This window comes from Mesorhizobium sp. B2-9-1, assembly GCF_006439455.1.
Taxonomy (GTDB): Bacteria; Pseudomonadota; Alphaproteobacteria; order Rhizobiales; family Rhizobiaceae; genus Mesorhizobium.
Window position 1 is genome coordinate 537,601 of sequence record NZ_VFTP01000001.1, and the last position, 25,837, is coordinate 563,437.

A 25,837-nucleotide genomic window follows, 5' to 3' on the forward strand; every position below is an offset into this window, starting at 1 on the left:
CCGCAAAAGACATTCAGGAAGAAATCATGCTTGAAATCAAGAACCTGCACGCCCGCATCATCGACGATGGCACCGAGATCATCCGTGGGCTGAATCTCTCGGTGAAAGCCGGCGAGGTCGCCGCCATCATGGGTCCGAACGGTTCGGGCAAGTCGACGCTGTCATATATCCTCGCCGGCCGCGAGGACTATGAGGTGACGGAGGGCGACATCCTCTATAACGGCCAGTCGATCCTCGAGATGGATCCGGCCGAGCGCGCCACCGCCGGCATCTTCCTCGCCTTCCAGTATCCGATGGAGATACCGGGCGTCGCGACCATGGAATTCCTGAAGGTCGCGATGAACGAGCAGCGCAAGGCGCGCGGCGAGGAGCCGCTGAAGATCCCGGAATTCCTGAAGCGCGTGAAGGAGGCGGCAGCCTCGCTCAGCATGGACATGAACATGCTGAAGCGGCCGCTCAATGTCGGCTTCTCGGGCGGCGAGAAGAAGCGCGCCGAGATCCTGCAGATGAAGCTCTTGGAGCCAAAACTCTGCGTGCTCGACGAGACCGATTCCGGCCTCGACATCGACGCGCTGAAGATCGTCTCGGACGGCGTCAATGCGTTGCGTTCGCCCGACCGCGCCATCGTCGTCATCACCCACTACCAGCGCCTGCTCGAGCACATCGTGCCTGATACGGTGCACGTGCTCTACAGGGGCCAGGTCATCAAGTCGGGCGACAAGTCGCTGGCGCTCGATCTCGAGGCCAATGGCTATGCCGGCGTGATCGGGCAAGCCGCGTGACATGGGAGCGGTCGAGGCGAAAGTCATGAACATGCATGCACAGCCCCAGCGGACCTTGGCCGAGACGGCGCTGATCGATGCCTTCGGCGAACGGCTGTCGCTGCTGCCCGGCGACGGCGCGGTGATGGTCAAGCGCGACGACGCGATCGAGGCGATCAAGCACGGCCTGCCGACACGCCGCGTCGAATCCTGGCATTATACGGACCTGCGCCGGCTGCTGACGTCGGTGCCGGCTTTCGAGGCCGGCGCCGTCGTCAAAGCGCTTGCGCCGGTTCTTGAAGGGTCGGCGGTCCTACCGGTGCTGAACGGCGTCTCGCAGACGAAGCTGCCGGAGATCGACGGCGTGACAGTGCAGCGCCTGTCGGAGAAGCTGACCGACGGCAGCGCCGCGCCCGGGCTCGATTCCTATGGCAGCGATGACGCGATCGGCGCGCTGAACACGGCTTTCGTCGCCGACGGCTATTTCGTCGACATCGCCGACGGCGCCGAGTTGGAAGAGCCGGTCGAATTGCAGAACCTGCAGGCCGGCGGCCAGTCGCATGTGCGGCTCTTGGCGCGTGTCGGGGCCGGCGCCAAGGCAGTCGTCGTCGAGCGCCAGACGGGCGAAGGCGACGAGGCGCTCGTCTCTTCGGTCAGCCAGCTCGTGATCGGCGACGGCGCCGAGGTGACCTGGCTGATCGTGCAGGAGCAGCCGGACACGGCCACGCATCTCGCACAGTTCAAGGCGCATATCGGCAAGGACGCCAAGCTGACGCTGTTCGTCATGAACGCCGGCGGCAGGCTCGTTCGCCAGGAGGTCGTCGTCAGGACGACAGGCGAGGGCGCCGACTTCAAATTGCGCGGCATCAATCTTCTCGCCGGCGACACCCACACCGACGTGACCATGGTGCTCGACCATGCCGTGCCGCACACGACGTCGACCGAAGTGATCCGCAACGTGGTGACCGGCAAGGCGCGCGGCGTCTTCCAGGGCCGCATCAACGTGCATCAATACGCGCAGAAGACCAACGCCAAGATGGCCTGCAACACGCTGCTTCTGTCTGACGACGGCGAGTTCTCGACCAAGCCGGAGCTGGAGATCTTCGCCGACGACGTCGTCTGCGGCCATGGCGCAACCGTCACCGAGATCGACCACGACCATCTGTTCTACCTGATGGCGCGCGGCATCGACGAGAAGTCGGCGCGGGGTCTTCTGGTCAAGGCGTTCGTCGCCGAAGTGATCGAGGAACTGGACGACGAGGCGCTGGTCGAAGCGTTGGAAGCCCGGCTCGACGGCTGGTTTTCGACGCACGGGTAATTGGTACTGACGTCATCCTCGGGCTTGTCCCGAGGATCTGCGGCGTTTCGGAGTAAAGTGATGGTCGATTCCGTCGATGAGAAGGCAATAGATCCTCGGGACAAGCCCGAGGATGACGGCCGCCCATACGACGTCGAGGCGATCCGCCGCGACTTCCCGATCCTGTCGCGCCAGGTCTATGGCAAGCCGCTGGTCTATCTCGACAACGGCGCCTCGGCGCAGAAGCCGCAGGTGGTGCTCGACACCATCCAGCACGCCTATTCCCAGGAATACGCCAACGTGCATCGCGGCCTGCATTTCCTGTCGAACGCCGCGACGGACGCCTATGAGAATGCGCGCAAGTCGGTGCAGCGGTTTCTCAATGCGCCGAGCACCGACAACATCGTCTTCACCTCCAACACCACATCGGCGATCAACACGGTCGCCTATGGCTGGGGCATGCCGCGGATCGGCGAGGGCGACGAGATCGTGCTGTCGATCATGGAGCATCACTCCAACATCGTGCCGTGGCATTTCATCCGCGAGCGGCAGGGCGCCAAGCTCGTCTGGGTGCCGGTCGACGATCTCGGCGCCTTCCACATCGAGGAATTCGAAAAACGCCTGACCGACCGCACCAAGCTGGTTGCCATCACCCAGATGTCCAATGCGCTGGGCACGGTGACGCCGATCAAGGAGATCGTGCGCATCGCGCATTCGCGCGGAATTCCCGTGCTCGTCGACGGCAGCCAGAGCGCCGTGCACATGCCGATCGACGTGCAGGATCTCGACTGCGATTTCTTCGTCTTCACTGGCCACAAGGTCTATGGCCCGTCGGGCATCGGCGTGCTCTACGGCAAAAAGGACAGGCTGGAACAGATGCGGCCCTTCATGGGTGGCGGCGAGATGATCGAGGAGGTGACGGAGGACATCGTCACCTACAACGAGCCGCCGCACCGCTTCGAGGCCGGCACGCCGCCGATCGTGCAGGCGATCGGCCTGGGCGCCGCGCTCGACTACATGGAGAAGGTCGGCCGCGAGCGCATCGCCGCGCATGAGGCGGACCTCAAGACTTACGCGCATGAGCGGCTGCGCGCCATCAACTCGCTGCGCATCTTCGGCGACGCGCCCGGCAAGGGCGCCATCATCTCGTTCGAATTGCAAGGTATCCATGCGCATGACGTGTCGATGGTGATCGATCGGCAAGGTATCGCGGTCCGGGCCGGAACGCATTGCGCCCAGCCGCTGTTGAAACGCTTCGGCGTCACCTCCACATGCAGGGCATCGTTCGGCATGTATAATACCAGGGCCGAAGTCGACGCTTTGGCCGAGGCGCTGGAAAAGGCGCGAAAGTTCTTCGGGTGACGATGATGGACGACGTGAGCACCACCGCGGAAAAAGCGCCGGAAACGGCCGCGAACGGCATCGTTTCGGCCTCGGCGATCCCCGCCGACGAGCTGGCGCGGCTGACCGACGACATCGTTTCGGCGCTGAAGACCGTCTACGACCCGGAAATCCCGGCCGACATCTACGAGCTCGGCCTCGTCTACAAGATCGACATCGAGGACGACCGCTCAGTCAAGATCGACATGACGCTGACCGCGCCGGGCTGCCCGGTGGCGGGCGAGATGCCGGGCTGGGTCGAGAACGCCGTCGGCGCCGTGGAAGGCGTGTCCGGTGTCGAGGTCGCTATGGTGTTCGATCCGCCATGGACGCCCGACCGGATGTCGGAAGAGGCGCAGGTCGCGGTCGGATGGTATTGAGGCCTGTACCTTGCGCCAGTTGTAAAACTTCACCATTTTAGGTGAGAATCATTCGGCAGGCGTTGAACCTGCATGGAATGGAGTAGGAAAGATATGGGACGCTTCGCCGTCATCACGATGACCGAAAAGGCCGCCGACCGGGTGCGCGAGATCGTCGCCACGCGGGAAGGTGCGCATGGCATCCGGCTCGGCATCAAGAAGGGCGGCTGCGCCGGCATGGAGTACACGGTTGACCTTGTGACCGAGCCGAATCCCAAGGACGACCATATCGAGCGCGACGGCGCGCATGTCTATGTCGCGCCGGAGGCGGCACTTTTCCTGTTCGGCACCGAGATGGATTTCGAGCAGACGACGCTGCGCACCGGCTTCACCTTCAAGAATCCGAACCAGAGCTCGGCCTGCGGCTGCGGCGAATCCGTCGAGCTGAAGCCGGCCGACCTCAAGGCGCTTGCCGAGGCACGCGCCTCGGCTTGACCAGGCCCGCCAGCGCTTCCACTCAGTCCGGCAGCGCGGCGATGACGACAAGCTCGACGACGAGGTCAGGTTGCGCCAGGGCGGCGACACCGATCACCTCCGATGGCGGCGGGTTGTTGTAGCTGCAATGCTTCGGGCAATGTTCGGCAAAGAATTCGTCCAGCACGTCCAGACGAAAGTTGGGTGAGCTGAGAACGCCGCCGGACGGAAAAGGCCCTTTGACGTAGAACGTCACCTTGACCAGGTGGTCGAGCGAGCTGCCGAGTTCCTCCAGATCCGACTTGACGTTGGCCAGGATTTCGCGCCACTGCGTTGCCGCGTCGCCGACAGCGCCGCCCTGGTGTTTCGACGGATCGTAGTCGTCGACGGTGGCGGTGTTGCCGGACAGAAAAACATATCCCTTGGCGTCCGAGACGACCGTGCCCTTGCCCCAAGGCATCAAACGATCGCCTTTGAATTTCTTGTGCGTCGTGAGGTTCATTTCTGCCTCCTGTCGCCAGACAGCTGGCTTGATATTATTCCCGGGCGGAAAACCGCTGCGCAGCTTTGCTGGAATTGCCCTAATCAACCCACATGCCGGTTCTCTTGTGCCAGTCGGCGATCGATTCCTCCGGATAGACGTCGAATACCTTGTCGTTCTTGCCGACGACCGGCTCGACCCAGTTCGCCTTGTATTTCAGCATCAGATGCACCTTTTCCGGCGGTTTCGGCAGGTCGGTGTCGATCGCCGAAGCGAAGGGGTGAACGAGGTCCGGCCACGTCGGGTCGTAGAGCCAGAGTGCTGCGCCGCATTTCCTGCAGAAATTGCGCTCGCCGGTCGAGACCTCGCAATGCGGATGCTCGTCATCCTCGATCTCGGCCCGGTAGACGCCGAGATTGCGCTTGCCCCTGGTATCAAGCGTCTCGTAGTCGGCGCCGAGATTGATGGCGAAACCGCCGCCGCCTTGCTGCTTGCGGCAGATCGAGCAGTAGCAGAGCATGAACGGCACGGGCGTGTGGCTTTCCACCTCGAAGCGGACGGCGCCGCAGCGGCAGGAGCCTTTGAGCAGGACGGGCATGACGGGAACTCCGTTTCCAGGTTTCAACCTGTCAGCATGCTTTTGGTTGCGGCGATGACAAGGCCGGTGACGGATGAGATGATCGCGGCATGGACAATGCGCGTCTTGAAGAACTGTTCGAAAGCCTGGGACCGATCGCCATCCGAAAACTGTTCGACGGCAAGGGCATCTATTGCGACGGCGTCATCGTCGCGGTCGTCGTGCGTGGCGAGTTGATGCTGAAGGCGGACGAGGAGAGCATCCCAGACTTCGAAGCCGCCGGCTGCCGCCAGTGGACCTATACCGGCTCGCGTCGCGGCAAGGAGGTGGCGATGCCATATTGGAGCGTTCCCGACGAGGCCTTCGACGATCCGGACGAGATGGCGGTGTGGGCGCAGCGGGCTTATGAAGCGGGACGAAGGGCGGGGAAGTAATAACCCCGGCGTTAAATTCAGCCAGCAGCTGGCACGCCAATGCCGGCGGAAGCGGTCATTGGCGACCTTGCTGAGAGAACGGTAGTTTGCAAGGCTGTATCGTCGCGGCGAGACTTTCCGCAGCGCTCAAGAACCTAAGTTAACCGTACTTGAAGCCCAATTTTCATGGCAGTAATCATTAGACCGGAGCAACTTGGCGACGTGCGGGTCATTCACGACCTGACTATTGCCGCTTTCGAACCCATGTCGTTTAGCGATGGTTCGGAGGCCCCGATCATTACCGCGTTGCGGAATGATGGCGACCTGACGGTTTCACTTGTTGCCGTCAGCGGCGGAGACATTGTGGGACACGTGGCCTTCTCACCAGTGACAATTGGAGCTGAAAGCCATGGATGGTACGGGCTTGGTCCGGTATCTGTATGGCCGGATAAGCAGCGGCAAGGCATCGGAAGTGCATTGATTTACGAAGGGCTTGCAATCCTCAGGGCGAACGGAGCAAAAGGCTGCGTGTTAATCGGTGATCCGGCCTATTACGGGCGCTTCGGCTTCAGAAGCGACGGCAACTTGAGCTATCAAGATCTGCCCGCGCAATATGTGCAATCACTGCCTTTCCAGAGCGAACCCGCCAACGGACAGCTGAAATTCAGCCCTGCATTCAACCGGTAGAACGGATTCAAAGCTGAGGGATTAGATTCTGCCCTATAAAGCTTTGGCGATCTCCGCCGCCAGCCGCGCATTGTTCTCGACCAGCGCGATGTTGGTCTTCAGGCTGCGGCCACCGGTCAGCTCCAGAATTTTCGACAGCAAAAACGGTGTCACCGCCTTGCCGGTGACGTTGAGCGCCTCGGCCGCCTTTTGCGCGGCCTGGATATAGCCGTCCATCTCGGCGGCCGGGATTTCGTCGCTCTGCGGCACCGGATTGGCGACGAGGATGCCGCCGCCCAAGCCCAGCGCCTGACGCGTGCGGTAAAAATGCGCGATGTCTTCCGGCGCATGAAGGGTCAGCGGCGCGCGGAAGGGCGACTGCCTCGACCAGAAGGCGGGCATCGTCTCGCAGCCACGGCCGATAACCGGCACGCCGCGCGTTTCCAGGACTTCCAGCGTCTTTTCGATGTCTAGGATCGCCTTGGCGCCGGCCGAGACGACGATGACCGGCGTGCGCGCCAGCTCGTCGAGGTCGGCCGAGATATCGAAGCTTTTCTCAGCGCCCTTGTGGACGCCGCCGATGCCGCCGGTGGCGAACACTTTTATGCCGGCCATATGCGCGGCGATCATGGTCGCCGCAACCGTGGTGCCGCCGGTACGCGTTTGAGCGACCGCGAAACCGAGATCGGCGCGCGACAGCTTCATGGCATCGCCCGTCATGGCAAGCGATTCGCGCTCGCCGTCGGAGAGGCCGATCTTGATGCGGCCCTCGACCACGGCGATCGTCGCCGGCACCGCGCCGCCATCGATGATGATCTGCTCGACCTTGGCGGCCATGGCGCCGTTGTCGGGGTAGGGCATGCCGTGGGTGATGATGGTGCTTTCCAGCGCCACCACGGGCCGGCCGGCGGCAAGCGCCTCCGCCACGGGCGGATGGATATCGACGAAGGGGCGGGCGGTGTCAGGCGTCATGGCTGTCTCCGATCCGAGGGATTGCTCCGGCAGTGGTGGCCCTATGCCACTTCCCGCGGCTCCGGCACAAGGGCAAGCGCCTGCGTGAAGGTGGTGATCGTGAAGGACGGCACGGCCTGCGGGCTCTCTATGGCGAGCATTGCCGCGGCAAGGCCTTCGCGTAGTGCTGCGCGCAGTGACAGGCCGCGCAGCAAGGCGGCGACGGTTGCGCCGGTCAAGGCGTCGCCGGCGCCGGTCACGTCGGCCACCTTGCGCGGCGCGGGCGGGTCGATCTCGAAGATGCCGGTGTCGTCGAAGCCTAGCACCGGAGCGCTGCCGGACGTGACCACGCCGGCATTCAGGCCAGCGCGCCTGAGCGCGTCGACAAGGGTCTTGCCGGATGGCTCGGCGCCGACCAGCGCGGCGGCCTCGCGACGGTTCATGAAGAGCAGCGACAGACGGTCGAGCAGCGGCGCCAGGCGGACGACCTTGGCCGGCGAGACGGCTATGGCGAAGACCGGCCGGCCGCAGGCAAGCGCCAGCAGGCGCTCCAGCGCCGCCGTCGGCAGGTTGGCGTCGCACATGATGGCGTCGGCGGCGGCGATCGCCTCGCGCACCTTGGCGCGCCTTATTTGCTTGGGGAAGGCAAGGTCGTAGAGCGCCATGTCGGCAAGCCCGACGATCAACTCGCCTTCGGCATCGATCAGCGCCGTGTAGCTCGGCGTCGTGCGGTCGAGGAACACCACCGAAAAGTCGGTTATCCCGGCGTTGTCGATCGCCGAGGCGACCGTGTCCGCCGCAGCGTCGCCGCCACGCACCGAGATCAGCGAGGCCGACACGCCGCGCTTCACCACGCTGCGCAGCGCGTTGAAAACCACGCCGCCGACGTCCTCGCGCATGATGCCGGGATTCGAAGCCGCGGGCACATAGATGCCCGAGACCTGGCCGCGCCGGTCGATATGGGCGCCGCCAAGCGCCAGGATTGTTGGGGATGTCGGCATTTCGGGTCGGTGACTTTCGTTGGTCGCGCGGCTGCGCACACTAGAGCGGTTCAGCGTTTCACGGAATCGCCGAACTGCCCTAAGTCTTTATCCCGGACGGAAAACCGCTACGCACTTTTCCTGCAATTGGTCTAGGTTTCCTCAGGTCGCCCTGCAATCGGGGTCGCGATTCGGACGGCCGGATATCGAAATCTCTTCTGGACCGGTGGCTGCACCCTGTACCAGCCTTGGTGAGACAAAAATAGAACAAATCCAGATATTGATTATTTTTCAGATATTTGTTGCCCCTTGCCAAATGAGAACAAAAAAGGTACAAAACAAGCAGGGATCACGGATTGTCCGGCCTTCATTGACGACCAAGGGGTGATGTATCATGGCTCAGAATTCTTTGCGGCTTGTAGAGGATAAGGCAGTGGACAAATCAAAGGCTCTGGACGCGGCGCTGTCGCAAATCGAGCGCGCGTTCGGCAAGGGCTCGATCATGCGGCTCGGCGCCAACGAGCAGGTGGTCGAGATCGAAACCGTGCCGACCGGCTCGCTCGGCCTCGACATCGCGCTCGGCGTCGGCGGCCTGCCGCGCGGCCGCATCATCGAGATTTACGGGCCGGAAAGCTCGGGCAAGACGACGCTGGCGCTGCACACGGTTGCGGAAGCCCAGAAGAAGGGCGGCATCTGCGCCTTCGTCGATGCCGAGCACGCGCTCGATCCGGTCTATGCCCGCAAGCTTGGCGTCGACCTCGAGAACCTTTTGATCTCGCAGCCCGACACCGGCGAGCAGGCGCTGGAGATCTGCGACACGCTGGTGCGTTCGGGCGCCATCGACGTGCTGGTCGTCGACTCGGTGGCGGCACTGACGCCGCGCGCTGAAATCGAAGGCGAGATGGGCGATTCGCTGCCCGGTCTTCAGGCTCGCCTGATGAGCCAGGCGCTGCGCAAGCTGACCGCCTCGATCTCGCGTTCCAACACCATGGTCATCTTCATCAACCAGATCCGCATGAAGATCGGCGTCATGTTCGGCTCGCCCGAGACGACCACCGGCGGCAACGCGCTGAAATTCTACGCCTCGGTGCGCCTCGACATCCGCCGCATCGGCTCGGTCAAGGACCGCGACGAGGTCGTCGGCAACCAGACCCGCGTCAAGGTGGTGAAGAACAAGCTGGCCCCGCCCTTCAAGGTGGTCGAGTTCGACATCATGTATGGCGAGGGCGTGTCGAAGACCGGCGAGCTGATCGATCTCGGCGTCAAGGCCGGCGTCATCGAGAAGTCGGGCGCCTGGTTCTCCTACAATTCCCAGCGCCTCGGCCAGGGTCGCGAGAACGCAAAACTGTTCCTGCGCGACAATCCCGACACGGCGCGTGAGGTCGAGCTTGCATTGCGCCAGAATGCCGGGCTGATCGCCGAGAAATTCCTCGAGAATGGCGGCTCGGAAGGCGGCGACGACGGTTTCGAGGACGAAGCCGGCGCCCTGTAAAGTGCGTTTACGCCTGGGATTTTGGGCTCTGCGCGACCCGAGGGCGGCCGAGGATAGTTGGTTGGCTTAGCCGGAGTTCGGCCACAATCCTGGTTTATCGTCTTATGCTTATGTAATCGAGTTCTTGTATTGCGTAACCCGAACCGCCGGCCTTCGTGCCGGCGGTTTTGCGTTTCGCGGGCAGCGCTGAGCCGCCGCTCGTCGGCCGATGGCCCAAAGCGCGTCGCGCTGCAATGAACTCACGCGGTGTGCCTTGATCTTTGTTTATGCATGTCGTTTTCCCAAAAACCGCTTGCGCAGTTTTGAGCGACACGCCTGTTTTCCGTGTTTCTGGACAGGCACAAGAGCTATCGCTAAAAGGCCAATCTATCTTCTGAAACACCAAAGCCCATTTGCCGCCGGCCGGGCCGGCGGTTCTTGCGAAAAAGGCAGTATGCAATGAGTGGCGTGAACGACATCCGGTCGACATTCCTCGACTACTTCCGCAAGGAGGGCCACGAGATCGTCGCCTCCAGCCCGCTGGTGCCGCGCAACGATCCGACGCTGATGTTCACCAACGCCGGCATGGTGCAGTTCAAGAACGTCTTCACCGGCCTGGAGAAGCGTCCCTATTCGCGGGCCTCTACCGCGCAAAAGAGCGTGCGCGCTGGCGGCAAGCACAACGACCTCGACAATGTCGGCTACACCGCGCGCCATCTGACCTTCTTCGAGATGCTCGGCAATTTCTCGTTCGGCGACTATTTCAAGGAGCGCGCGATCGAGCTTGCGTGGAACCTGATCACCAAGGGTTTCGGCCTCAAGAAGGACAAGCTGCTCGTCACCGTCTACCACACCGACGACGAGGCGGCGGCTTACTGGAAGAAGATCGCGGGCTTCTCGGATGATCGCATCATCCGGATTCCTACCTCGGACAATTTCTGGGCGATGGGCGACACCGGCCCCTGCGGCCCGTGCTCGGAAATCTTCATCGATCGCGGCGAGCATATCTGGGGCGGACCGCCCGGCAGCCCGGAAGAGGATGGCGACCGGTTCCTGGAATTCTGGAACCTGGTGTTCATGCAATACGAGCAGGTGACCAAGGATGAGCGCGTCGACCTGCCGCGTCCCTCGATCGACACCGGCATGGGCCTGGAGCGCATGGCCTCTATCCTGCAGGGAGTCGAAAGCGTCTTCGAGACCGACCTGTTCAAGCATCTGATCGACGCCGCGTCCTCGGCGCTCGGTCAGGGGCCAAGCCAGGAGAACGTCGGGTCGTACCGCGTCATCGCGGATCATCTGCGCTCAACCTCGTTCCTGGTGGCCGACGGCGTGCTGCCGTCGAATGAGGGGCGCGGCTATGTGCTGCGCCGCATCATGCGCCGTGCCATGCGCCACGCGCAGCTGCTGGGCGCCAAGGAGCCGCTGATGTGGCAGCTGGTGCCGTCGCTGGTGCGCGAGATGGGCCAGGCCTATCCCGAGCTCGTGCGCGGCGAGGCGCTGATCACCGAAACGCTGAAGCTTGAGGAAACACGCTTCCGCAAGACACTGGTGCGCGGCCTCGGCCTGCTTTCGGACGCGACCGAGACGCTCAAAGCCGGCGACATGCTGGACGGCGAGACGGCCTTCAAGCTCTACGACACCTATGGCTTCCCGCTCGATCTGACCCAGGATGCGCTGCGCCAGCGCAGCATCTCGGTCGATATCGCCGGCTTCACCGACGCGATGGAGCGGCAAAAGACCGAGGCGCGCGCGCATTGGGCGGGCTCGGGCGAAGCCGCGACCGAGACGGTATGGTTCTCGGTACGCGAAAAGACCGGCGCGACCGAATTCCTCGGCTATGAGACTGAAGCTGCGGAAGGCATCGTCCAGGCCCTGGTCAAGGACGGCAAGACCATCGACAGCGCGAGGCAGGGCGATGCGGTCGCCGTGGTGGTCAACCAGACGCCGTTCTACGGCGAATCCGGCGGCCAGATGGGCGACACCGGCGTGATTTCCGGCGAGGGTTTTTCAATCGAGATCTCGGACACGCAGAAGAAGGCCGATGGTTTGTTCGTGCATCTCGGCAAGGTGGCCAAAGGCACGGTCAAGACGGGTGATGCCGTCGAGCTGAAGGTCGATCATGCCCGCCGCTCGAGGCTGCGCGCCAACCACTCCGCGACGCATCTCATTCACGAGGCGCTACGCGAGGTGCTGGGCACCCATGTCGCGCAGAAGGGCTCGCTGGTTGCGCCCGAAAGGCTGCGCTTCGATATCTCGCACAACAAGCCGATCTCGGCCGACGAGCTCGAGGAAGTCGAGCGCATGGCCAACGAGATCGTCGTGCAGAACAGCCCGGTGACGACGCGGCTGATGTCGGTCGACGACGCGATCGCCGAGGGCGCCATGGCGCTGTTCGGCGAGAAATACGGCGACGAGGTGCGTGTCGTGTCGATGGGCACCGGCCTGCATGGCGCCAAGGCCAATCGGCCTTATTCCGTCGAGCTTTGCGGCGGCACGCATGTGAGATCGACCGGCGATATCGGCCTGGTGCGCATCCTGTCGGACAGCGCGGTGGCGGCCGGCGTGCGCCGCATCGAGGCGCTGACCGGCGAGGCAGCGCGCAAGCATCTGGACGAGCAGGACAGGCGGCTGAAGGCCGCGGCGGCGACCTTGAAGATCGCGCCGGCCGATGTGCCGGCTCGCGTCGAAACATTGCTTGAGGAACGCAAGAAGCTCGAAAAGGAGCTTACGGAAGCGCGCAAGAAACTGGCCCTTGGCGCCGGCCCAGCCGTATCCGATGCTCCGCCCACCAACGAGACCGTCGCAGGCGTCGGCTTCCTCGGCAAAGCAGTCAGCGGTGTCGCGCCGAAGGACCTGAAGCCGCTGGCGGACGCCGGGAAGAAGACGCTCGGCTCCGGCGTGGTCGTCTTTGTCGGCGCCGGCGAGGACAACAAGGCAAGCGTGGTCGTCGGCGTCACCGACGATTTGACCGGCCGCTTCAGCGCCGTCGATCTCGTACGCGTCGCGTCCGCCGCGCTTGGCGGTCAGGGCGGCGGCGGCCGGCCCGACATGGCGCAGGCCGGCGGCCCCGACGCGTCGAAGGCGAACGACGCGATCGCGGCGGTGAAGGCGGCGCTGGAGGCGGCGTGACAGTCTAACAACTCGTCTGGGTGGCTACGTGCCGATATTTCTTCGGAGCGCCACCTGCGGGCCTTGGTGCCGCCGAATTCACCAACCTAGTTTGGTTTGGCCAAACATGTTGTTTTGATCCGTATTCGCCGGCACAATCTTACGATAGCGCGGCGACACCAGCGCTGGAATCGTGCTACGAAGTGCGCTATGTTCTCTATATGTTCCCATTCTCGGGGTTGGAAATGGAACGCAAGCGATGATCACATATTTGGAGAGCAGCGTTTTTGAGTCCCCGGCCCAGACGCTCGTTAATACCGTTAACACTGTCGGGGTGATGGGAAAGGGTATCGCCAAGGAATTTAAGAGCCGGTATCCAGCAATGTTTGCTGAGTATCGGAAGCTCTGCGAGCAACGAGCGCTAGGCGTCGGCAAAATTCATCTGTGGCGTTCCGACACCCGGTGGGTCCTCAATTTTCCGACCAAGACCACATGGAAACTTCCATCTAAGCTGGAATACATTCACTCTGGTTTGGCCAAATTTGTAGAGTCATATAAGGCGCTCAGCATCAGTTCGGCATCGTTCCCGCCGCTCGGTTGCGGCAATGGGAATCTCAATTGGGCCGATGTCAAACCGGTGATGGAGGAGTATCTATCGAAGGTTGATATTCCAATCTACATACACGATATTCAAGTCGCAGCGGATTTTGTGCCAGAACACAAAGAACCTGCAACTGTGCCAAGGGATTTTGCTGAATTTTCTAGGGACATCGATCGACTCTCAAGGGGGCGCAAATTCTCCACGTCTAGAGATAGCTTCTTTAGTGCGGAAATGCAGCCGGACAACTCAGTCGTTGTCCAGCACGAGACCGGGAAAAGAGAGCGGATTGATCCCGATTTGATGGAAGCGGCTTGGATTAGGCTCCGTGAACGGCTGCTCTCCTTTGAGAATTTCTCCGACGAGAAATCCCGTAGGTTGAAGGGTTATCTCTTCCCAATCCTCGCGGAACTGCCCTATGTCCGGAGTGTCAAGATCAAGGCCGGTAACACTGGATCCACTCGGGCCGAAGCGCTCTTTATCGATCGCGATCAAAAGACGCCATACTCCAGTGTCTCGACTTCGAGGGATAGCCAAGAATGGCTATTTCAATAGCACGTGCTCAGCGGCATATCAGGGAATGGAACGAAAAGCTTGCGCGGTATCCATCTCGCAACGGATGGGTGAATTCTCTTTTCCACGCATGCCAGATCGAGACTGCCGCTGAGATAGTGCGTCAACGCAAAGTTGTCTGCAGGCAGCATGTGCCCATCGTTTTGTGCGATGTCGCGAACCAGGGCGCCCTTTGGAACAATCCCGCTGCGCATGAGTATGTGAGGCTCTACTTCCGACCGAAGAACAGCTTTCATTTCAAGACGGAAGGGATAAAGTCGAATTCTGATCCCTATCGGGTCAATCCACATATGGCTATACCGGTCATGTTGGTTTTTGACTTCACATCTGTAATAACTCTCGCAGACAGCTTTTTTGTCTCGGGAAACTTTGCATCCCAAGCATTGGCGCCGCTACAAGGTGATAAGAATTTTGATGGTCTAAATTTTAACTATATTTATCACGATTCAGCAGTTTCGCAGGACATGATGCAAACTATTCATGATGCTCGGATGGCCGAGGTTGTAGTCAGGAATGAGTTGCCCCTGGCCCACCACCTTAGAGTGGTCGTTTGCCGTACCATTCACGAAGAGAGGATGCTTAGATATCTGCTTCGCAACGTTGACGTCTCTGATGTGCGTTTTGCGGTCGAAAAAGGTGGCTCATTGTTTCTATGCCGCGGGAGTTACATCACTGAGCTATACACGCGGGGCGGCGAGCTTCATTTCGATTTCACTGCACCGTCAACCGCGAGGAAAGATAAGTACTCGGTCGCTGTGTCATGCGGGAATAGCCGGTTTGCTTTCTCGCTCGAGCCAAGCAGTTGGCGTGTACCTCAAATAGTTAACCCAGATCCGTCAGCAGAATGGAAGATCGAGATTGAAGGCTGTACCGCATATCTAGGACCTGTGCCAGCTACTGTACCAGTGGTGCGATAGCGGGATATTTGTCGCTTCTGTTTGTGTGCAGACTTCAGCCGACCCTCTCCGCACGTGCAAAACTCTGCCTTTCGGCAACGCGCGCATACCAATCCCGGATATCCGCAAAGCGCGCCAGCAGATCGCGCCCTTCCTCGACCTTGAGGAAATAGGCGATGATCGGCGCCGCGTGCAGGTCGGCCAGTGTCAGTTGCTCCCCTAGCAGCCACGGGCCCTTAGCCTTCAGCGAGGTCAGAACCTTGAGCACCGTCTCAGCCTGGCTCAGCCCGCTGGCAATCAGCGCCTCATCCGGCGGCACCTTCTCCAGCCGCTCGACCGCCACGTCCCAGACCATGGCACGATAACCATAGGCGTCGAGCATGCCGGTGATCTGGGCCATCCTGGCGCGGCCACGCGCGTCGGCCGGCTGCAAGGCCGGGCCGTCGAAGGCTTCGTCGACATAGCGCGTGATCGCACCGGTCTCGAACAGACGAAAACCGTCGTGCTCGAAGGCCGGTATGCGGCCGAACGGATGATGCTCCAGATACCAGGCGGGAATGCCCTCGGCGGCGAAGATGTCGAGGGGAACGAGCTCGTAGCCGACGCCTTTCTCCTCCAGCGCCATCCGCGCGATGCGCACATAAACGCTGTAGTCGGCGCCGTAGAGAGTTGGCTTGGCCATCGATCAGCTCTCCCTGCGCTCGTCGGAGTATCGAAAAAGAAGGCTCCTTTCGGAGCCTTCTGTATGCCGAATGTGGGTTTACCCCATCGCCTTCTGCAAATTCTCGTCGATCTTGTCGAGGAAGCCGGTGGTCGAGAGCCAGGGCTGGTCGGGACCGATCAGCAGCGACAGGTCCTTGGTCATGAAACCGCTCTCGACGGTCTGTATGCAGACCTTCTCCAGCGTCTCGGCGAAGCGCTTGAGCTCGGCATTGTCGTCGAGCTTGGCGCGGTGGGCGAGGCCGCGCGTCCAGGCGAAGATCGAGGCGATCGAATTGGTCGAGGTTTCCTCGCCCTTCTGGTGCTGGCGGTAGTGGCGCGTCACGGTGCCGTGTGCGGCTTCCGCCTCCACCGTCTTGCCGTCCGGCGTCATCAGCACCGAGGTCATCAGGCCGAGCGAACCGAAGCCTTGCGCCACGGTGTCGGACTGCACATCGCCGTCATAGTTCTTGCAGGCCCAGACATAACCGCCCGACCATTTCAGGCTGGAAGCGACCATGTCGTCGATCAGGCGGTGCTCGTACCAGAGTTTCCTTGCCTTGAACTCGGCCTCGAACTCCTTCTCGTAGACCTCCTGGAAGATGTCCTTGAAGCGACCGTCATAGGCTTTGAGGATGGTGTTCTTGGTGGACAGGTAGACCGGGAAGTTGCGCAACAGGCCGTAGTTCAGCGAGGCGCGGGCAAACTCGCGGATCGACTCGTCGAGATTGTACATGGCCATGGCCACGCCGGCGCCCGGCGCATCATAGACGTCGTGCTCGATCACCTGGCCGTCCTCGCCGACGAACTTGATCGTCAGCTTGCCCTTGCCGGGGAAGCGGAAGTCGGTGGCGCGGTACTGGTCGCCGAAGGCATGACGGCCGACGACGATCGGCTTGGTCCAGCCCGGCACCAGGCGCGGCACGTTCTTCATGATGATCGGCTCGCGGAAGATGGTGCCGCCGAGGATGTTGCGGATGGTGCCGTTGGGCGACTTCCACATCTTCTTCAGCTTGAATTCCTCGACGCGTGCCTCGTCGGGGGTGATCGTCGCGCATTTCACGCCGGCGCCCCATTTCTTGATGGCATTGGCCGAATCGATCGTCACCTGATCGTTGGTGGCGTCGCGGTGCTCGATGCCGAGGTCGTAATATTCCAGCTTCAGGTCGAGATAGGGGTGGATCAGCTTGTCCTTGATGAACTGCCAGATGATGCGGGTCATCTCGTCGCCGTCGAGCTCGACGACCGGGTTCGCCACCTTGATCTTCGCCATGGAAAGAATGCCTCGTTGCTGGGGGATCTGAACGGCCTTGCCCGCATGGCTTCGGCCGGGGATGCGGAGCGTATATCAAAGGCTTTTTCAGCGCGCAAACCGCGATCCGCGCCGGGGCAGACGGGTGCCGCTGTTGTGAATGCTTCATTTTCCGGTCCGGATGTGGCAGGGGACGCCGAAACGCCGCAAACCCCGGTTACCCAAAGCCATGCCAGCCTTCGAAGACACAACCAAGATCGCTTCCGCCGGACCGGCGATCATCCTGGTCGAGCCGCAGCTCGGCGAGAATATCGGCATGGTCGCGCGGGCCATGGCGAATTTCGGCTTGTCCGAGCTCAGGCTGGTCAACCCGCGCGACGGCTGGCCGAGCGAGAAGGCGCGCGCGGCCGCCAGCCGCGCCGACCACGTCATCGACGCTACCCGGGTCTTCGACGATCTGCCCTCGGCGGTCGCCGACCTGAACTTCGTCTTCGCCACGACAGCGCGCGAGCGCGACGGCTTCAAGCCGGTGCGCGGTCCGGTGGAAGCGGGCAGGGCGCTCAGGGCGCGCAGCGAGGCGGGGCTGCGCACCGGTATCCTGTTCGGCCGCGAGCGCTTCGGCCTCTATAATGACGAGGTCGGGCTCGCCGACGAGATCGTCACCTTTCCGGTCGATCCCGGCTTTTCCTCCCTCAACATCGCCCAGGCGGTGCTTTTGATGTCCTATGAATGGATGAAGTCCGGCCTCGCCGACGAGACCCAGACCAGCTTCTCCGGGCCGGAGCTGGCGCCCGCGCCCAAGGAGCAGCTGCACAGCCTGTTCGCCTACCTGGAAAACGCGCTGGAAGCGCGCGGCTATTTTCGCCCCGAAGAAAAGAAGCCGAAGATGGTCGACAATCTGCGCGCGGTGCTGACGCGCGCGGGCTTCGCCGAACCCGAGATCAAGGTTCTGCGCGGCATCATCTCCTCGCTCGACCGGTTCTCGCCGGCCATGCCGCGGGGCGATGGCTCGCCCGGGGACGATCCGAGACGGTTGCCGGCCGGCGCGCGCAGTCGCGCCAAAGACGAAGAAAGTTAAGATCGGTAAGCTGCGAGCATTTGAAGTAACCGAATTTTATTCGGTTGCGCCTCATCCTTGCTGCAATAGTGGGGGTGGCACATGTTTACGTCCAATATTGGTCGACTGCGCTTTTTCCTTTACTCTCTCGGTCTCGCCGTAGCCGAAACCGTGGTGATCGTCATCTGCATTGTCAGCACGATCGGCTTCGAAGGGCTGATCAATTCAGGACCCGGCCCGGCGCGCCAGGGCATGGCAGGCGCGGTGCTCATCGCCTCCCTCATCTTCGTCGCGCTTCGCGGCAACATCGCCTCGTGCCGCTCCCGCGACGCCAACGGACGCCGCTGGATCCTGTGGGCCTACATCGCCCTTTCGGCCGTCTATGCCCTTCTGCAGGCAGGCGTGCTGCTGGTCGTCAAATTCGACGATCCCGAGAGCATTCCCGGCGGGCTGAACCTGCTTGGGCTTTCGGTATTCGGCCTCTGGTGCACGATTTGGTGGGCGAAGCCCGTCGCGGGCAGCAATATCGATGAATTGACCGATGTCTTCGACTTCGATGGCCCGCTACCGACACCGGCGCGCGCCGGCCGCAGCGTGACGACCAGCGTGCCGGCCGCCCCACGTGCCGCCGCTTCCGCCGCGCGCGTCCCGCCGGCGCCGCAGCCTTTCGGCAGGCCGCGTCCAGCCGGCTTTGGCAAGCGTGGGATTTGAACAGTCTCGGCGACTGTGCAAAAGCTGCTCGCATTCGCCTCTTCAAGACCACGATCATTCGCGATAGAAGCGCCGACGGTTCAATCACGGATCGGATGCTTCTCACGGCCGGATGACAATGAGCGATCGATCAAGCCAGCGCCCGATCCTGATGTTCGATTCAGGCGTCGGCGGGCTGACCGTGCTGCGCGAGGCGCGCGTGCTGATGCCCGACCGCCGCTTCGTCTATGTCGCCGACGACGCGGCTTTTCCTTACGGCGCCTGGGATGAACCGGCGCTCAAGGAACACATCCTTGCACTGTTCGGCAAACTGCTCGACCGGCTTCAGCCGGCGATTTCGGTCATTGCCTGCAACACCGCCTCGACCCTGGTGATCGATGCGCTGCGCGACAAATTCCCCGGCCATCCCTTTGTCGGCACCGTTCCGGCGATTAAGCCGGCCGCCGAACGCACCCGCTCCGGCCTGGTGTCGGTGCTGGCGACGCCCGGCACGGTGAAGCGCCAATACACGCGCGACCTGATCAGCAAATGGGCGCAGAGATGCCATGTGCGCCTAGTCGGCAGCGACCGGCTGGCGGGGCTGGCCGAGATCTATATGCGCCAGGGTTTCGTCGACGAAGAAGCCGTGCGCGCCGAAATTGCGCCCTGCTTCATCGAGCGCGACGGCAACCGCACCGACATCGTCGTGCTTGCCTGCACGCATTACCCGTTTCTCGCCAACCGCATGCGCAAGACCGCGCCCTGGCCGGTCGACTGGATAGATCCCGCCGAAGCGATCGCGCGGCGCGCCATGTCGCTGCTTGAACCCGTTGGGGAGACATCCGGCGAAAGCGAGCCCGATCTTGCCGTTTTCACCTCGGGCGAGGTGGATTTCGCCACGAGGCGGCTCATCCAGGGCTTTGGACTGACCGCGCCTTAGTGCTTAAGCCGGGGTGGCGGGCTCGAAGACGATGCTGCGCTGATCCGGATCGGCCGAGACCAGCTTTAGCGTTAGGCTGTCTCCCTGCCGGAGCCCTGAGGCCCTTACATTGGCAACGACAGGCATATCGGCAAGCTGCACGCGCACGCCATGGTCGACGAAGTCGGTGACGACGGCCTTGAACGTCTCGCCCTCATGTCCCTTGAGCATTACGGCCTCGGCAAGGTCGATGGCAGCATGATTGATCTGCGAGGCGCGGGCATCCGCACGCCCCATCACCTTCGGCAATCTGGCGAAGGCGTCGGTGACGGCCTGCGGCATGGGCTGGCCGTTGGCGATCGCCAGCGCGCAGCGCACGACGTAGCGGTCGGCCAGCCGCCTGAGCGGCGCAGTGGCATGCGCGTAGGTCGCGGCCATCGCCTCATGCCAGGGGACGACGCCCTCCTGATAGGGTTGGTAGGACGCGCCATTGCCCGCGCGGCGGATTTCCAGCATTAGCGCCGCCTGTTTCGGGTCGGCCGGATCGAGTGTGCGTTGATAGTCGCGCAAGCTGGTGGAGGCTGGCCAGGACAGGCCGAGCGCCTGTGCCGCGTTGCGCAGCCTTTGCACGTTGGAGGCGTCCGGCCCCGACATCACCCGGAACAACCCGGTCTTGTGCGCCAGCATGGCGTCGGCAATCGCCATATTGGCGGCCAGCGAAAGTGCTGCATTGTCCTGCTCGGATTGCAGCAGCGGCCTGAACGAAAGCCGGAACGTGTCGTCGGCTTGTCTTTCCACCTCCTGCTCGGGTGGATCGACGCGCGAAGCGCCGCGGCGCTGTTCGTTTGCCGCCATGCGCCGCGCCAGTTCCGCGAAGCCGGCCGGAACGTCGGCGGCCTTGACGCTGTCATAGGCGAGCTTGGCGCGGCTTTGAATGATTGCCCGCTCCGCGCCGTCCAGCTTCACCGCACCGTCTCCAGCAACCCGAACCGTGAAGACGACCGCCGGACGCGGTCCATCGGGCAACAGGCTCGCCGCGGCCTCGGCAAGCAGTGGCGGGTAGAGCCCGGCCTTGCCGTCCGGCAGATAAAACGTCTCGCCCCGGCCCCAGGCTTCGCCATCAATCGTATCGCCGTCCTCGACGAACCAGGCCACGTCGGCAATGGCATAGTGCAAGAGAAGATCGCCGCCGCTGGCCTCTATCGAGAAGGCCTGGTCGAGATCGGTGGAACTCGCCGGATCGAGCGTGACGAAGGGCATTGCCGTCCGGTCGGCATGCTGCCCGGGCACACGCTTTGCCGCCGCCTCCGCCACGGCCATCACCGCAGGCGGAAATCCACCCGGCACATGGAATTCTGCGCGGATTTTCGCAAGGCCGGAGGAAAGCGCCTGTGAGGGATCGTTCAGGGATTTCATGCGACCGTCCTACACTGGCATTCCGGGCGCGGGAAGGCTTGCCAGGATACCGCCAAGGTCGGCCGCCTAATGGCCAACTCAAGCAGACCGGCGGGCCGAGCCGCTGCTGCTGGAACTGCCGGTTCAGCCCGGCGTTTCTTCTCACAGCAAAGGAGAAATCGCCATGCCCGCCAAATCGCAAGCCCAGCAAAAGGCTGCCGGCGCAGCGCTGTCCGCCAAGCGCGGCGAGACGAAGAAGAGCGAGCTCAAGGGCGCTTCGCGCGAAATGTATGAATCGATGAGCGAAAAGCAGCTCGAAGAGTTCGCCGAGACCAAGCGCAAAAGTCTGCCCAGCAAGAAGTCGTAGGTCGAATGAAAGGCCCGCGGCGTCGGCCGCGGGCCTCCGTCAACCCCTTTTGGCGCAAGATGAGCTAGCGGCGCCACCAGCAGCGTTTGGTCTTGTAGCGGATGACGTGGCGATGGCCGTGGCGCCAGACCACTCTTTTCGTCACCACGACGCGGCATATCTGCCTGTGGCCGCTCCAATGCCTGGCCATGGCAGGTTCCGGCGTCATGACCGCCATAGATCCCGCCAATACAGCGGCCCCGGTCAGGGTAAGGAAGAACTTCTTCATGGGAATTCGGACTCCTCTGCTCCAGTCCCTTCATTAATTGGCAGAGCAGTGCGGCTCCTTGAAAGCACAAGCCGCTCTGCTGCCGACGGCCTTCGCCACAACCGGCACCGCACGCCACGCGGGAAATGTATCGGGTTGCGACCCGCGCTGCCAGCCGTAAGCTTGACACCGGTTAAATCTCTGTTTAACAGGCCACCAACACCGGGTGGCGACGCCCGGTGGTTTCTTTTGACGTGTCCCGTGGGTTTTCCGTCGCTTTGCGTGGAAAACCCTGTCAGGTCTCGAAAACGGAGGCCAGAGGAGGGCGCGTTTCCTTCGCCCGGAGCCATGGGGTTCCGGGTATATTGTTTTGAAAGGGAATGCGATGAGCAAGCGCGAATCCGCGAAATACAAGATCGACCGCCGTCTCGGCGAAAATATCTGGGGTCGTCCGAAGTCCCCGGTCAACAAGCGTGAATACGGCCCCGGCCAGCACGGCCAGCGCCGCAAGGGCAAGCTTTCCGACTTCGGCCTGCAGCTGCGCGCCAAGCAGAAGCTGAAGGGTCATTATGGCGACGTTTCGGAAAAGCAGTTCCGCAAGGTTTATGAAGAGGCCAACCGCCGCAAGGGTGACACCTCCGAGAACCTGATCGGCCTGCTCGAGTCGCGTCTCGACGCTGTGGTCTACCGCGCCAAGTTCGTACCGACCATCTTCGCCGCCCGTCAGTTCGTCAACCACGGCCATGTCAACGTCAACGGCAAGCGCACGAACATCGGCTCGTATCGCTGCAAGCCGGGCGACGTTATCGAGGTGCGCGAGAAGTCGAAGCAGCTCGTCATTGTGCTGGAATCGGTCGGCCTCGCCGAGCGCGACGTGCCGGACTACATCGAAGCCGACCACAACAAGATGACCGCGACTTTCGCTCGCGTTCCCGGCCTTTCGGACGTTCCGTTCGCCGTGCAGATGGAACCGAACCTGGTCGTCGAATTCTACTCGCGCTGATCGGTATCAATCAGCCGCAGCATTCAAGGCCGCCTCTCGAGGCGGCCTTTTCTTTGGCGGTCAGGGCTATTCACTTCGGCCGCATTTATGCGACGCCATGTGATTTCACTCGGCTGCAAAATGCTCTAAAGCCGAGCGCTGACAACGCGGAGCCGGCGCCATGAATATGCTGCCAGATGTCAAAACGCTCGACCCGATCGGCGACGAGACCGACGGCGGTTTCCACCCGCTGTTTCGCGACGTGCCGTCCTCGGTCGAGTTCAACAAGCTGCGCAAGCGGCTCTTGAGGCTCACCCGCCAGGCGATCGAGGATTTCGCCATGGTGAAGCCGGGCGAACGCTGGCTGGTGGCGCTGTCGGGCGGCAAGGATTCCTACGGCCTGCTGGCGCTTTTGCTCGACCTCAAATGGCGCGGCCTGCTGCCGGTCGAACTGCTTGCCTGCAATCTCGACCAGGGCCAGCCGAATTTCCCGAAGCACATCCTGCCCGACTATCTCAACGGCAACGGCATCGCCCACCGCATCGAATACCAGGACACCTATTCGGTGGTGACCGAAAAGCTGCCGCAGGGCAGCACCTATTGCTCGCTCTGCTCGCGGCTGCGGCGCGGCCATCTCTACCGCATCGCGCGCGAGGAAGGGTGCTCGGCGCTGGTGCTTGGCCATCACCGCGAGGATATTCTCGAGACCTTCTTCATGAACCTGTTCCATGGCGGGCGTCTTGCCGCCATGCCGCCCAAGCTTCTCAATGACGAGGGCGACGTCATGGTGCTGCGGCCGCTCGCCTATAGCGCTGAGGCCGATCTCGAAAGATTCGCCATCGCGATGAAATTTCCGATCATCCCGTGCGATCTGTGCGGCAGCCAGGAAGGGCTGCAGCGCAACGCCATGAAGGCGATGCTCGACGACATCGAGAAGCGCATGCCGGGCCGCAAGGACACGATGATCCGCGCCATGGCCAATGTAAGGCCCTCGCATCTCCTGGACAGGAAGCTGTTCGACTTCGCGGGGCTCGACTCAAACCCAGGACAAGACATACCCGATGCGATTTGACGATAACGCGATCGACTGGCTGGCCGAGCTTCTCGCCGATGCCGCAAACGCCGAAATCATGCCGCGCTTCCGCCGGCTGGGCGAGGGTGACGTGCGCCAGAAGACATCCGCCGCCGACCTCGTCACCGAGGCGGACGTCAACGCCGAGAGGCTGATCACCGCCAGGCTGCGCGAGCGCTATCCCGACGCCATGGTGGTCGGCGAGGAAGCCTGCTCCGACAATCCGGCGCTGCTGTCGGGGCTTGGCGATGCCGCGCTTGCCTTCGTCATCGATCCGGTCGACGGCACCTTCAACTTCGCGTCCGGCGTGCCGCTGTTCGGCGTCATGGCCGGCGTGGTCGTCAACGGCGAGACCGTCGCCGGCATCATCCATGATCCGGTGGGCAAGGACTGGCTGATCGGGTCCAAGGGCGCCGGCAGCCATATCCGCCACGCGCATGGCGCGCTGGAGAAGGTTCGCGTCGCGGCACCGGTGCCGATGTCGCAGATGACCGGTTCCGTTTCCTGGCAGTTTCTCCAAGAGCCTGAACGCTCGCGGCTTGCCCGCAACCAGACCAAGACGCTGTCGCAATTCGCCTATCGCTGCGCGGCGCATGAATACCGGCTTCTGGCCAGCGGCCATGCCCATTTCGTGCTCTACAACAAGCTGATGCCCTGGGATCATCTGGCGGGCGCGCTGATCCATCAGGAAGCCGGCGGCCATGTCGCGCGCGTCGACGGCAGCGCCTACCTGCCCTCGCATGTCGATGGCGGCCTGCTGGTGGCACCGGACAAGCAAAGCTGGGACGAGTTGCGTCGCGAGCTCTGGGCGGAATAGGGCAATCCTGCTGCGCTAAGGCCGGCGCCGTCTGCCAGATAACAGCTAATGCAGATCGGTGACGTGCCCTGAAACGGGGGGATTTTGAGGCTGGAACATCTTGCCCCGCTCGGCAATCAGGATCATCAGCAGAGCCGCGACCGAGACACTGCAGAAGCCGGCGGCCAGAGGCGTCACCGTGCCGTTATAGGCCTGGCCGATCAGCGCGCCGATGATGGCTCCGAGGAAGGTCTGCATGAAGCCCAGGATGGACGCGGCGGTGCCGGCAAGTTCGCCGAGCGGCTCCATGGCCAAAGCGTTGAAATTCGCACCAAGTCCGCCGAACGGCAGCATCGCGCCGGCAAAAAACGCGATGAAGAGCCAGAGCGGCATCCGCATCTCCAGCGAGACGACGAGCCAGGCAAGGCTGATGCACAGGAAGACAAGCAGCGCGCCTTGCGACAGGCGGCGCATGCCGATCTGTCCGACCAGCCGCGAATTCAGATAGTTCGAGAAAGCCAGCACGCCGGCGACGCCGGCAAAGATCAGCGGGAATAATTCGCCGACATGGAAGACGTCGATATAGATCTGCTGTGCCGAGCTGATGAAGCCGAACATGGCCGCGAAGATGAAGGTGCTGGCAAAGGCGTAGCAAAGCGTGAGGCGGTTGGTGAGCACGATGCGGAAGCCGCCGGCGACGGAGCTTACCGTCAGCGGACGGCGATATTCCGGATGCAGCGTCTCGGGCAGGCGCAACAGAGCCCACGCCGACACGACCAGCGCGCCGACGGCCATGGTCACGAAAATCCAGTGCCAACTGGCAAACAGCATGACGAACTGGCCGATGCCGGGCGCGATCACCGGAATTGCCATGAACACCATGAAGATCAGCGACATCACCTCTGCCATGCGACGACCTTCGAACGTGTCGCGCACGATCGAAACGGCGATGACGCGGGTCGCCGCCGCGCCGAAGCCTTGTATCAGGCGGCAGGTGAGCAACAGGGCGAAACTCGGCGCGATGGCGGCGGCAGCCGCGGCGGCAACATAGACGACCAGGCCGAAGACCAACGGCGCACGGCGCCCGAAGCGATCCGAAATGGGTCCGAAGAAAAGCTGTCCGCCGCCGAAGCCAAGCATATAGGCGGTGATGACATATTGGCGGTGGTTCTCGCTCTCCACGCCGAGCGAGGCGCCGATCTGCTGAAGCGCCGGCAGCATGATGTCGATGGCCAGGGAATTGAGCGCCATGAGTGCCGCGCAGAGCGCGATGAATTCCCAGCGCGGAATGGGCAAGCTTGTTGCCGATTGCTGCGCTGCTGCCTGCTTGTCCACCGCGAAATCCGATTCTTCAAACGAACATGCGCCGGATTACC

At 62.4% G+C, this 25,837-nt stretch carries 27 protein-coding genes; 18 read left to right on the plus strand and 9 right to left on the minus strand.

Annotation, left to right across the window (positions count from 1 at the left end; genetic code table 11):
* The first annotated feature begins 26 nt into the window (after positions 1-26).
* From sufC to sufA, 5 genes are all read left to right on the plus strand, one after another.
* Positions 27-782 (plus strand): Fe-S cluster assembly ATPase SufC, encoded by a 756-nt coding sequence (sufC, locus tag FJW05_RS02625; RefSeq protein ID WP_140627527.1) that lies wholly within the window; start codon positions 27-29, stop codon positions 780-782.
* A 25-nt stretch (positions 783-807) separates the two neighbouring features.
* Positions 808-2,079, plus strand: a complete 1,272-nt coding sequence (sufD, locus tag FJW05_RS02630; protein WP_140627528.1) for a Fe-S cluster assembly protein SufD — start codon at positions 808-810, stop codon at positions 2,077-2,079.
* 60 nt (positions 2,080-2,139) lie between these two features.
* Complete coding sequence (locus FJW05_RS02635; RefSeq protein ID WP_246673187.1) at positions 2,140-3,420, plus strand: cysteine desulfurase; 1,281 nt, start codon at positions 2,140-2,142, stop codon at positions 3,418-3,420.
* Between the two features lie 5 nt (positions 3,421-3,425).
* Positions 3,426-3,818 carry an SUF system Fe-S cluster assembly protein gene (locus FJW05_RS02640; protein WP_095765178.1) on the plus strand — a complete coding sequence of 131 codons (393 nt, stop codon included), beginning with the start codon at positions 3,426-3,428 and terminating at the stop codon, positions 3,816-3,818.
* A 93-nt stretch (positions 3,819-3,911) separates the two neighbouring features.
* Complete coding sequence (gene sufA, locus FJW05_RS02645; protein WP_140627530.1) at positions 3,912-4,292, plus strand: Fe-S cluster assembly scaffold SufA; 381 nt, start codon at positions 3,912-3,914, stop codon at positions 4,290-4,292.
* A 22-nt stretch (positions 4,293-4,314) separates the two neighbouring features.
* Here sufA and FJW05_RS02650 read toward each other — a convergent pair whose 3' ends face one another.
* The gene (locus FJW05_RS02650) at positions 4,315-4,773 is read right to left on the minus strand and encodes a RidA family protein (RefSeq protein WP_140627532.1); all 459 of its coding nucleotides are present in this window, start codon (positions 4,771-4,773) and stop codon (positions 4,315-4,317) included.
* Positions 4,774-4,852: 79 nt separating this feature from the next.
* Positions 4,853-5,350: a GFA family protein gene (locus FJW05_RS02655; protein WP_140627534.1), complete on the minus strand. Its 498-nt coding sequence runs from the start codon at positions 5,348-5,350 to the stop codon at positions 4,853-4,855.
* Positions 5,351-5,439: 89 nt separating this feature from the next.
* Here FJW05_RS02655 and FJW05_RS02660 point away from each other — a divergent pair, with 89 nt between their 5' ends.
* Together FJW05_RS02660 and FJW05_RS02665 are read left to right on the plus strand one after the other, a co-directional pair.
* A complete protein-coding gene (locus FJW05_RS02660) occupies positions 5,440-5,763 on the plus strand; it encodes a TfoX/Sxy family protein (RefSeq protein ID WP_140627536.1) in 324 nt (107 codons plus the stop codon).
* A gap of 165 nt (positions 5,764-5,928) precedes the next feature.
* On the plus strand, positions 5,929-6,429 hold the full coding sequence (locus FJW05_RS02665; protein ID WP_140627538.1) for an N-acetyltransferase: 501 nt from the start codon (positions 5,929-5,931) through the stop codon (positions 6,427-6,429).
* A 33-nt stretch (positions 6,430-6,462) separates the two neighbouring features.
* Here the strand turns inward: FJW05_RS02665 and FJW05_RS02670 are convergent, their stop codons facing one another.
* Together FJW05_RS02670 and FJW05_RS02675 are read right to left on the minus strand one after the other, a co-directional pair.
* On the minus strand, positions 6,463-7,380 hold the full coding sequence (locus FJW05_RS02670; protein ID WP_140627539.1) for a pseudouridine-5'-phosphate glycosidase: 918 nt from the start codon (positions 7,378-7,380) through the stop codon (positions 6,463-6,465).
* Positions 7,381-7,421: 41 nt separating this feature from the next.
* Positions 7,422-8,360, minus strand: a complete 939-nt coding sequence (locus FJW05_RS02675) for a carbohydrate kinase family protein (RefSeq protein WP_140627541.1) — start codon at positions 8,358-8,360, stop codon at positions 7,422-7,424.
* A 373-nt stretch (positions 8,361-8,733) separates the two neighbouring features.
* Here FJW05_RS02675 and recA point away from each other — a divergent pair, with 373 nt between their 5' ends.
* The 4 genes from recA (at position 8,734) to FJW05_RS02695 (ending at position 15,006) form a co-directional block, all read left to right on the plus strand.
* Positions 8,734-9,831, plus strand: coding sequence for a recombinase RecA (gene recA / locus FJW05_RS02680; protein ID WP_095765184.1), 1,098 nt, complete (start codon positions 8,734-8,736; stop codon positions 9,829-9,831).
* A gap of 438 nt (positions 9,832-10,269) precedes the next feature.
* Entirely contained in the window at positions 10,270-12,939 is a 2,670-nt protein-coding gene (gene alaS, locus FJW05_RS02685; protein WP_140627543.1) for an alanine--tRNA ligase, read from the plus strand.
* Positions 12,940-13,177: 238 nt separating this feature from the next.
* Positions 13,178-14,071, plus strand: coding sequence for a macro domain-containing protein (locus FJW05_RS02690; protein WP_140627545.1), 894 nt, complete (start codon positions 13,178-13,180; stop codon positions 14,069-14,071).
* Complete coding sequence (locus tag FJW05_RS02695; RefSeq protein ID WP_140627547.1) at positions 14,056-15,006, plus strand: DarT ssDNA thymidine ADP-ribosyltransferase family protein; 951 nt, start codon at positions 14,056-14,058, stop codon at positions 15,004-15,006. The genes FJW05_RS02690 and FJW05_RS02695 overlap by 16 nt, the downstream gene beginning before the upstream one ends.
* A gap of 34 nt (positions 15,007-15,040) precedes the next feature.
* On the opposite strand, the gene FJW05_RS02700 is transcribed toward FJW05_RS02695, so the two are convergent.
* Together FJW05_RS02700 and FJW05_RS02705 are read right to left on the minus strand one after the other, a co-directional pair.
* Complete coding sequence (locus FJW05_RS02700; RefSeq protein ID WP_140627549.1) at positions 15,041-15,667, minus strand: glutathione S-transferase family protein; 627 nt, start codon at positions 15,665-15,667, stop codon at positions 15,041-15,043.
* A gap of 78 nt (positions 15,668-15,745) precedes the next feature.
* On the minus strand, positions 15,746-16,957 hold the full coding sequence (locus tag FJW05_RS02705) for an NADP-dependent isocitrate dehydrogenase (RefSeq protein ID WP_140542637.1): 1,212 nt from the start codon (positions 16,955-16,957) through the stop codon (positions 15,746-15,748).
* A gap of 208 nt (positions 16,958-17,165) precedes the next feature.
* On the opposite strand from FJW05_RS02705, the gene FJW05_RS02710 reads away from it, so the two are divergent.
* From FJW05_RS02710 to murI, 3 genes are all read left to right on the plus strand, one after another.
* Positions 17,166-18,014 carry an RNA methyltransferase gene (locus FJW05_RS02710; protein WP_140627551.1) on the plus strand — a complete coding sequence of 283 codons (849 nt, stop codon included), beginning with the start codon at positions 17,166-17,168 and terminating at the stop codon, positions 18,012-18,014.
* 81 nt (positions 18,015-18,095) lie between these two features.
* Positions 18,096-18,704 carry a hypothetical protein gene (locus tag FJW05_RS02715; protein ID WP_140627553.1) on the plus strand — a complete coding sequence of 203 codons (609 nt, stop codon included), beginning with the start codon at positions 18,096-18,098 and terminating at the stop codon, positions 18,702-18,704.
* Between the two features lie 118 nt (positions 18,705-18,822).
* Positions 18,823-19,623 (plus strand): glutamate racemase, encoded by an 801-nt coding sequence (gene murI, locus FJW05_RS02720; protein ID WP_140627556.1) that lies wholly within the window; start codon positions 18,823-18,825, stop codon positions 19,621-19,623.
* Positions 19,624-19,626: 3 nt separating this feature from the next.
* On the opposite strand, the gene FJW05_RS02725 is transcribed toward murI, so the two are convergent.
* Positions 19,627-21,018: an RNB domain-containing ribonuclease gene (locus FJW05_RS02725; protein WP_140627558.1), complete on the minus strand. Its 1,392-nt coding sequence runs from the start codon at positions 21,016-21,018 to the stop codon at positions 19,627-19,629.
* 163 nt (positions 21,019-21,181) lie between these two features.
* On the opposite strand from FJW05_RS02725, the gene FJW05_RS02730 reads away from it, so the two are divergent.
* A complete protein-coding gene (locus tag FJW05_RS02730) occupies positions 21,182-21,364 on the plus strand; it encodes a DUF3008 family protein (RefSeq protein ID WP_095765193.1) in 183 nt (60 codons plus the stop codon).
* Positions 21,365-21,428: 64 nt separating this feature from the next.
* Here FJW05_RS02730 and FJW05_RS02735 read toward each other — a convergent pair whose 3' ends face one another.
* Positions 21,429-21,632: a hypothetical protein gene (locus tag FJW05_RS02735; RefSeq protein WP_140542642.1), complete on the minus strand. Its 204-nt coding sequence runs from the start codon at positions 21,630-21,632 to the stop codon at positions 21,429-21,431.
* Positions 21,633-21,996: 364 nt separating this feature from the next.
* Here FJW05_RS02735 and rpsD point away from each other — a divergent pair, with 364 nt between their 5' ends.
* The 3 genes from rpsD to FJW05_RS02750 all read left to right on the plus strand — a co-directional run bounded on the left by rpsD (position 21,997) and on the right by FJW05_RS02750 (position 24,482).
* On the plus strand, positions 21,997-22,614 hold the full coding sequence (rpsD, locus tag FJW05_RS02740; protein ID WP_140627561.1) for a 30S ribosomal protein S4: 618 nt from the start codon (positions 21,997-21,999) through the stop codon (positions 22,612-22,614).
* Positions 22,615-22,780: 166 nt separating this feature from the next.
* Entirely contained in the window at positions 22,781-23,665 is an 885-nt protein-coding gene (gene ttcA, locus FJW05_RS02745) for a tRNA 2-thiocytidine(32) synthetase TtcA (RefSeq protein ID WP_181164845.1), read from the plus strand.
* Positions 23,655-24,482 (plus strand): inositol monophosphatase family protein, encoded by an 828-nt coding sequence (locus FJW05_RS02750; RefSeq protein ID WP_140627565.1) that lies wholly within the window; start codon positions 23,655-23,657, stop codon positions 24,480-24,482. Before ttcA ends, FJW05_RS02750 begins: the two co-directional genes overlap by 11 nt.
* Before the next feature lie 45 nt (positions 24,483-24,527).
* On the opposite strand, the gene FJW05_RS02755 is transcribed toward FJW05_RS02750, so the two are convergent.
* Entirely contained in the window at positions 24,528-25,796 is a 1,269-nt protein-coding gene (locus FJW05_RS02755) for a multidrug effflux MFS transporter (RefSeq protein WP_140627566.1), read from the minus strand.
* Between the last annotated feature and the right edge of the window lie 41 nt (positions 25,797-25,837).